General features: G+C 66.4%; 6 protein-coding genes and 1 pseudogene. 1 reads left to right on the top strand and 6 read right to left on the bottom strand.

Going from position 1 to position 6,394, the window contains the following annotated elements; translation table 11 throughout:
- On the bottom strand, window positions 1-1,152 hold a 1,152-nt coding region (locus EN935_RS17865), incomplete at its 3' end, for a cache domain-containing protein (RefSeq protein ID WP_164771185.1).
- A gap of 310 nt (window positions 1,153-1,462) precedes the next feature.
- Between EN935_RS17865 and EN935_RS17860 the strand changes: the two genes are divergently transcribed.
- Window positions 1,463-2,791 (top strand): dicarboxylate/amino acid:cation symporter, encoded by a 1,329-nt coding sequence (locus EN935_RS17860; RefSeq protein WP_109661885.1) that lies wholly within the window; start codon window positions 1,463-1,465, stop codon window positions 2,789-2,791.
- Between the two features lie 68 nt (window positions 2,792-2,859).
- On the opposite strand, the gene EN935_RS17855 is transcribed toward EN935_RS17860, so the two are convergent.
- From EN935_RS17855 to EN935_RS42140, 5 genes and pseudogenes are all read right to left on the bottom strand, one after another.
- Complete coding sequence (locus EN935_RS17855; RefSeq protein ID WP_127262260.1) at window positions 2,860-3,888, bottom strand: ROK family protein; 1,029 nt, start codon at window positions 3,886-3,888, stop codon at window positions 2,860-2,862.
- Window positions 3,885-4,607: a ribulose-phosphate 3-epimerase gene (locus EN935_RS17850; protein WP_109661881.1), complete on the bottom strand. Its 723-nt coding sequence runs from the start codon at window positions 4,605-4,607 to the stop codon at window positions 3,885-3,887. Before EN935_RS17850 ends, EN935_RS17855 begins: the two co-directional genes overlap by 4 nt.
- Window positions 4,604-5,437, bottom strand: coding sequence for an alpha/beta hydrolase (locus EN935_RS17845; protein ID WP_127262261.1), 834 nt, complete (start codon window positions 5,435-5,437; stop codon window positions 4,604-4,606). The genes EN935_RS17850 and EN935_RS17845 overlap by 4 nt, the downstream gene beginning before the upstream one ends.
- Window positions 5,437-6,255: a sugar phosphate isomerase/epimerase gene (locus EN935_RS17840; protein ID WP_127262262.1), complete on the bottom strand. Its 819-nt coding sequence runs from the start codon at window positions 6,253-6,255 to the stop codon at window positions 5,437-5,439. The genes EN935_RS17845 and EN935_RS17840 overlap by 1 nt, the downstream gene beginning before the upstream one ends.
- Window positions 6,255-6,394, bottom strand: a pseudogene (locus EN935_RS42140) (gfo/Idh/MocA family oxidoreductase); the annotation flags it as partial. The pseudogene EN935_RS42140 and the gene EN935_RS17840, both read right to left, overlap by 1 nt.

The following is a 6,394-nucleotide window of genomic DNA, read 5'->3' as shown; positions in this document are numbered from 1 at the left end:
GTTGGCCTGGGCGAGGTCGTCACGCAGCCGGCGGACCTTGGCCTCGGCATTCTCACGCTCGGCGATTTCGCCTGCAAGTGCGGTGTTGGAGCGCGTCAGCTCGGCCGTTCGCGTGCTCACGCGGCTCTCCAGCTCGGCATTCATGCGCGCCAGCGCCTCCTGCCGCAACCGGCGTGCGCGGCGGCGCCGGGTGAGCACATAGGCAAGCAAGCCCGTCAGCAGCAGCCCGAGCAGCGTGGTCAGGCGCGCCGTGTTGGCGGCAGACGAGAGGGCAGCGTCGGCAGGCGTCAGCAGCCAGAGACGCCAGCCGGGAACCGCACCGGGCAGATCCTGCACCACCTCGACGAACTGGCGCGGTTTTCCGTCGCTGTCGATTGTCGCCAGGCCGTCCCCGGCGCCGCGCCGTATCGGCAGGGGTTCGAAACCGGCATCGGCCAGCTGAAGCTGGTCATGGGCGGCGGCGGCGTCTTCGGCGGAGAGCGGCGCCAGCGCGTGAAACCGCCATTCGGGCTGGCTGGTGGCAAGCACGACGCCGTGTTCGTCGGTGACGAAAACAAGGAACCCGCTGGAGCGCCAATTGGCTTCGACGCCATCGAGCTCGACCTTCAACACCGCGACGCCAAGCGGCTTGCCGTTATCGTCGACGCGGCTCGAAAGGTAGAGTCCCGGCCGTCCGCTGATCGTGCCGAGCCCGTACTGGCTGGCGCCGCCGTCAGTCATCGCTTCCCTGAAATAGTGACGAAAATTATAGTCGATGCCGACAAAGCTGGTCGGCTCGCCGGCATTGCTGGCTGATATGGCGATGCCCGCCGTGTCGATGACATAGATGGCGGACGCCGAAGCATCGCCGGCAATCGCCTTGAGTTTGTCGTTGAGGGCTTTTTCTTCCATCTTTCCGGCCCGGCGCAGGGCGCCGCGCACCGCATCGTCGCGGGCAAGGACCAATGGAACCAGGCGCTGCTTTTCGATTTCGCCGGTCAGGGTTCCCGCCGCCAGCGGCAGAGCGGCAAGTGCTGTGTCGCGCAGATTGTCGGCCGCCTGGCCGGAGGCGATGCGCCCGGCGATGGCGATCGCGCCGGCCAGAAGGGCAAGGGCGACGACCACGACAAGCCAGCGGCCATTGCGCAGCCGGGCCACCGCCTCGCGCAGCAACTCATGGCCGGCAAATCCTTGGGATTCGCTATCGGTGCCTGCCTGCGGCGTCTGCCCTCTCCCTTTTTGCTCGCGGCCTTATGGCCAGTGTAATGCGAAAATCCGCCCAGGCAAACGCTGCCTGTGCGGAAATCCGCACAGGCATTGCCCGCATGGTCTTGAACAAAGGCCGAAATGCCAGGATTCCGGCCTTCCCCCGATCTGGCACGACGCTTGCAAAAGTCCTGGCTAGCGGCGTGCGACCGGAGCGCCGCGATGGGAGAAGTCACGCAGGGCGGTGCATTCCGCCCCATCCGGCAGGGAGAGTTCGATGCACATCGCAGACCAATCAGGCGCGTCTTCCGCGCAGCGCAAGCCTTTCTATGCCCAACTCTACGTGCAGGTGCTCGTCGCGATCACCGTCGGCATCCTGCTCGGCCATTTCTATCCGTCCGTCGGCGAAAGCATGAAGCCGCTCGGCGACGCCTTCATCAAGCTGGTCAAGATGATCATCGCCCCGGTCATCTTCCTGACCGTGACGACGGGCATTGCCGGCATGAGCGACCTGCAGAAGGTCGGGCGTGTCGCCGGTAAGGCGATGCTCTATTTCCTTACCTTCTCGACGCTGGCGCTGATCATCGGCCTGGTCGTGGCCAATGTCGTACAGCCGGGCGCCGGCTTCAACATCGACCCGGCGACACTCGACGCCTCGACCGTCAACACCTACGCCGCCAAGGCGCACGACCAGTCGGTCACCGGCTTCCTGATGAACATCATCCCGACGACCATCGTCGGCGCCTTCGCCGACGGCGACATCCTGCAGGTGCTGTTCTTCTCGGTGCTGTTCGGCATCGCGCTGGCGCTGGTCGGCGACAAGGGCACGCCCGTCCTCAACTTCCTGCAGGCACTGACGACGCCGATCTTCAAGCTGGTCAGCGTGCTGATGAAAGCCGCCCCCATCGGTGCCTTCGGCGCCATGGCATTCACCATCGGCAAATACGGCATCGGCGCGGTGATCAATCTCGCCATGCTGGTCGGCACCTTCTACGTGACGTCGTTTCTGTTCGTGTTCGTCGTGCTGGGTGCTGTCTGCCGCTACAACGGCTTCTCCATCCTGTCCTTGATCCGCTACATCAAGGAGGAGCTGCTGCTGGTGCTGGGCACCTCCTCGTCTGAAGCCGCCCTGCCCTCGCTGATGGAAAAGATGGAGAAGGCCGGCGCCAAGCGCTCGGTGGTCGGGCTGGTCATCCCGACCGGCTATTCCTTCAACCTCGACGGCACCAACATCTACATGACGCTGGCGGCGCTGTTCATCGCGCAGGCAACCAACATCCACCTGTCGATCGGCGACCAGATCCTGCTGCTGCTGGTTGCCATGCTCTCGTCCAAGGGAGCCGCCGGCATCACCGGGGCCGGGTTCATCACCCTTGCCGCCACGCTGTCGGTGGTTCCGGCGGTTCCCGTTGCCGGCATGGCGCTGATCCTCGGCGTCGACCGCTTCATGTCGGAATGCCGGGCGCTGACCAACTTCGTCGGCAATGCCGTCGCCACGCTGGTGGTGGCGCGTTGGGAAGGTGAACTCGACGAAGCCAAGCTGGCGAGAGCGCTGGCGGGCACGGCGGATGACAGCCTGCCGGCGGATATCGTACCCGCCGAGTAATCCGCGCGGTCAATGCGTAAAAGGCCGGAGGCGTGCTGCTTCCGGCCTTTGTCATGCAGGTCGCAACGTCAGACGGCGCCGGTCTTGGTCAGCGGCGTGTCCGGATATGTGCTTGGACCGACAGGCCTGCGGGCTACCAAAGTGCCCACATCATCGAACAGGACGAGGCTGGCGGCGCCGACCAGCCCGGCATGGCGGCCGAGCTGGGCCTGCACCACCGGCACGTCGCGATAGGCGCGCATGGCGCGTTGCCGGATGGTCGCCTCGATGACCGGATGCATCAGGTCGAGGCCATTGGCGATGCCGCCGCCGACAACCAGCACGTCGGGCGAATAGAGATGCAGGAGATTGGTGAAGCCGACGCCCAGCCAGCGCGCTTCCTCCTCGAGCAAGGCCAAAGCAAGAGCGTCCTGCAGCCGTGCCGCCTCGACGACATGGCGGCCGGTCACCTCCGCATCCGCCGACAGCCGCCGCAAGGCCGAGCCGTCGCCTACAGCCGTCGCGGCGTTGGCGCGGCGGCCGAGCGCGGTGCCCGAGGCGATGGCCTCGAAGCAGCCGACGACGCCGCAGACGCAACGCTCGCCTTCATTGGTGATGGTCATATGGCCGATCTCGGCGGCAAGGCCGCGGCGGCCGTGCAGGATGCGCCCGTCGACAACGACGCCACCACCGATGCCGGTGGAAACCGTGACGAAGACCAGCGAGCGAGCGCCATGGCCGGCGCCGAAGCGCCATTCGCCGAGCGCCGCCGCATTGGCATCGTTCTCCAGCCGCACCGGCAGGCCGAGCCGCCGCTCGAGGATGTCGGCAAGCGGCACGTCCAGCCAGCCGGCGAGTGTCGGCGGACCGACGGCGATGCCGGCTAGCGGATCGAGCGGCCCCGGCGCACCAACGCCGACGCCGACGATCGAAAGTGCCGGTGCCTCGGCATGGACGGTCGCCGCGAGCGCCTCGATCTGGCCGATCACCACATCGGGGCCGGCCTGCGCCTGCGTCGGCACCGCAGCGAATGCCAGGATCTTGCCGTCGCGGTCGACCAGGGCGGCACGAAGCTCCGTCCCACCAAGATCGATCGCAAGGGCGGCTTCTGTTGTCATGCCGCGACCTTCAAGCCATGCAGCCAGCCGATGCGGCCGGCGAGATCCTTGTCGCCGAAGGCGAGCGAACCGAGAACCACCGTCTCGGCACCGGCGGCACGTAGCAACGGCACGGTCTCGTGGCGGATGCCGCCGTCCGCCGCCAGAACCACCTGCGCCTCGCGACCGGCCTTTCTCAAGATGGCGCGGGCAGCGCCCAGCCTGTCGCAGGCCTTATCCGATAGGCTCTGGCCCTTGACGCCGATTGCGGTTCCCAGAAGCGTGACGAAAGCGACCTCGGAAACGAAAGGCGTCACCGTCTCGACCGGGGTCTCCAGCCTGAGCACGACGCCCGCCTCGGCGCCGAGTTCGCGTGCCAGTCGCACGGCGCGCAACCCCGCTTCGCCATTCTCGGCATGGACGCTGATCATGTCGGCGCCGGACTCGATGAACTGGCGCGTCTGCGCCTCGACGATTGCGGCATCGACCATCAGGTGGACATGGATGGGCTTGGCCGTCAGCCCGGCAATGCGGGCGACGAGGTCGGGGAAGAACAGGAAGGACGGGGCGAAGTGACCGTCCGCCACATCGATGTGGTGAAGATCGACATAGGGCTCGATACGCCTGAGGTCGCTCTCGAAATTGGCGAGATTGGCCGACCACAGCGAGAATTCGGCGATCATGCGATCGCGTGGCAATGCGGCGATGGCGGCCGGGCCGGAGAGAGGTTTCGAGATCATGATTGGTCCTGGTTGTTAAAACGATCTTTGAGGAAGCTGCCGATGGCGGCGCGGATTTCGGCGAAATGGCGCTCCTTGTCGGTGGCCTTCGGCGTCACCTCCGCAAAGGCAGCGTTGGGGATGGCGTCGGCGAGGCTGCGCGCGGTCGCCAGCGGATGTACGAGATCGATGCCGGTGCCGATGACGAGCGTGGGCGTTTTGAAGCCAGCGGCTTCGGCCCGTGTCACGCCAGGCCCATCGTTTGCGATCGATTGCATCACCTCGGCGAAAACGGCGGCGTTGTCGCGCGCGAAGAAGCCGAGCAGGGAAGCAAGGTTGTCCGGCGCCTCGGTGCGAAAGCGTACGGCAGTCGCGGAAGCGGCGAAGATATCCCGCGCTTCATCCAATGGACGGCTGCGGATAAGCTCCGCCACTTCCACATAGGGGAGCATGTTCTGCGGCGCCGCATCGAAAGCCCAGGCAGGGCGAGCAAGGACCAAACCCAGGACGCGGTCCGGGTGCCGGGCGGCAAGCTGCAAGGCAATGGCCGCGCCCATCGAAATGCCGCAGGCGACGAAACGATCGAGGCTGGCCGCATCCGCGGCGGCCAGCACATCGTCGGCAAACATGGCGATCGAAAAGGGCCGTGTCGTGCCGGCGCCGGAGCCGCCCTGCGCGCGGCATTCGACGGTCAGCCGGCGGTATGAAGGGCCGTCGGGAAAGTTTTGCGCCACTTGGACGGCATCACCGCCAAGTCCATGCTGGAAGATGATGGGAAGCCTGCCCTGCCCCGTGTCGAAGACACGAAGTGCTGCATCGTCGCGAAGCAGGATCGCCGGCGCAGCGCCCATCAGAGGAGCCCCCGCAAGAAGGCGGCGACGCCGGGAGCTTCGTCGGCGGACAGGCCGTGGGTGACAAGCGCGCAGTCGAAACCCACGGCCTTCAGCCGCGCGACGAAATCCGGGAAGTCAACGATGCCTTGGCCCACGGTGGCAAAGCGACCGTCGCCAAAGCGGTCCTTGGCGTGCGCCATGGCGATATGGCCGGCAGCCTCGTCGATCGCCGCGGCAACGATGGCGCGCGCTTCGTCCGGCGTCGCGTGCTCGAACAGGTTTGCCGGATCAAGCACGATCTTCAGATGCTTCGATCCCATCTCCGCGATCAGCCTGGTCGCGTCCTTGGCCGAGGTGACGATGTTGGCCTGCTCGGGCTCGATGCCGAGATCGACGCCGGTGGCGTCGGCCAGCGCCAGCGCCTTCTCCATCTCGGCGGCCATGTCGGACCAGGCGGCCGGCGTGGCATTGTCGGGGTGATAGGCCCACTGATCGGCGGCGTTGCGCGAACCGGTGCAGAGTGTGACCAGCGGGATATCCAGGGCAGCAGCAGCCTCGATGACGACGGCGAGACGCCGAAGGCCATCGTCGCGGACGGCCTTGTCGGGATGCGCCATGTTGTAGGTGCCCGACAGTGCCGCAAGGGAAACACCGGTCGATTGCGCGGCGGCACGGATGGAAGCGACAGCTTCCGCCGACACCGCATCCGGCATCGACGGCAGGCCGGCACAGGCGAGATTGAACTGCGTCGTCTCATAGCCCGCCTGCCGGACGGCCGCGAGCACCGCAGCCGGCTCAATCCCCGGAAAAGTCTTGGCGAAGATGCCGAGACGCATCACACCGCTCCCGAAACCGAAGCGAGCTCGACCCGTTCACCGGTCTCGACCGAGCGGGCGATGGCGACCATGGCGCGGATCGAGGCGATGCCGTCCTCGACATTGGCGCCGCGCATCGGCGCGCCTTCCAGCACCTGTC

Origin of the sequence: Mesorhizobium sp. M7D.F.Ca.US.004.03.1.1 (genome assembly GCF_003998635.1) — a bacterium.
Lineage (GTDB): Bacteria > Pseudomonadota > Alphaproteobacteria > Rhizobiales > Rhizobiaceae > Mesorhizobium > Mesorhizobium loti.
The sequence above is the reverse complement of the archived record's forward strand: the minus strand, read 5'-3'. Positions and strand labels throughout refer to the sequence as shown.

What these genes read in the sequence shown, in the direction of transcription:
- EN935_RS17855 (WP_127262260.1), bottom strand. Translation starts at nt 3,888, where the DNA reads ATGACAACAGAAGCCGCCCTTGCGATCGATCTTGGTGGGACGGAGCTT.
- EN935_RS17850 (WP_109661881.1), bottom strand. Translation starts at nt 4,607, where the DNA reads ATGATCTCGAAACCTCTCTCCGGCCCGGCCGCCATCGCCGCATTGCCA.
- EN935_RS17840 (WP_127262262.1), bottom strand. Translation starts at nt 6,255, where the DNA reads ATGCGTCTCGGCATCTTCGCCAAGACTTTTCCGGGGATTGAGCCGGCT.
- EN935_RS17845 (WP_127262261.1), bottom strand. Translation starts at nt 5,437, where the DNA reads ATGGGCGCTGCGCCGGCGATCCTGCTTCGCGACGATGCAGCACTTCGT.
- EN935_RS17860 (WP_109661885.1), top strand. Translation starts at nt 1,463, where the DNA reads ATGCACATCGCAGACCAATCAGGCGCGTCTTCCGCGCAGCGCAAGCCT.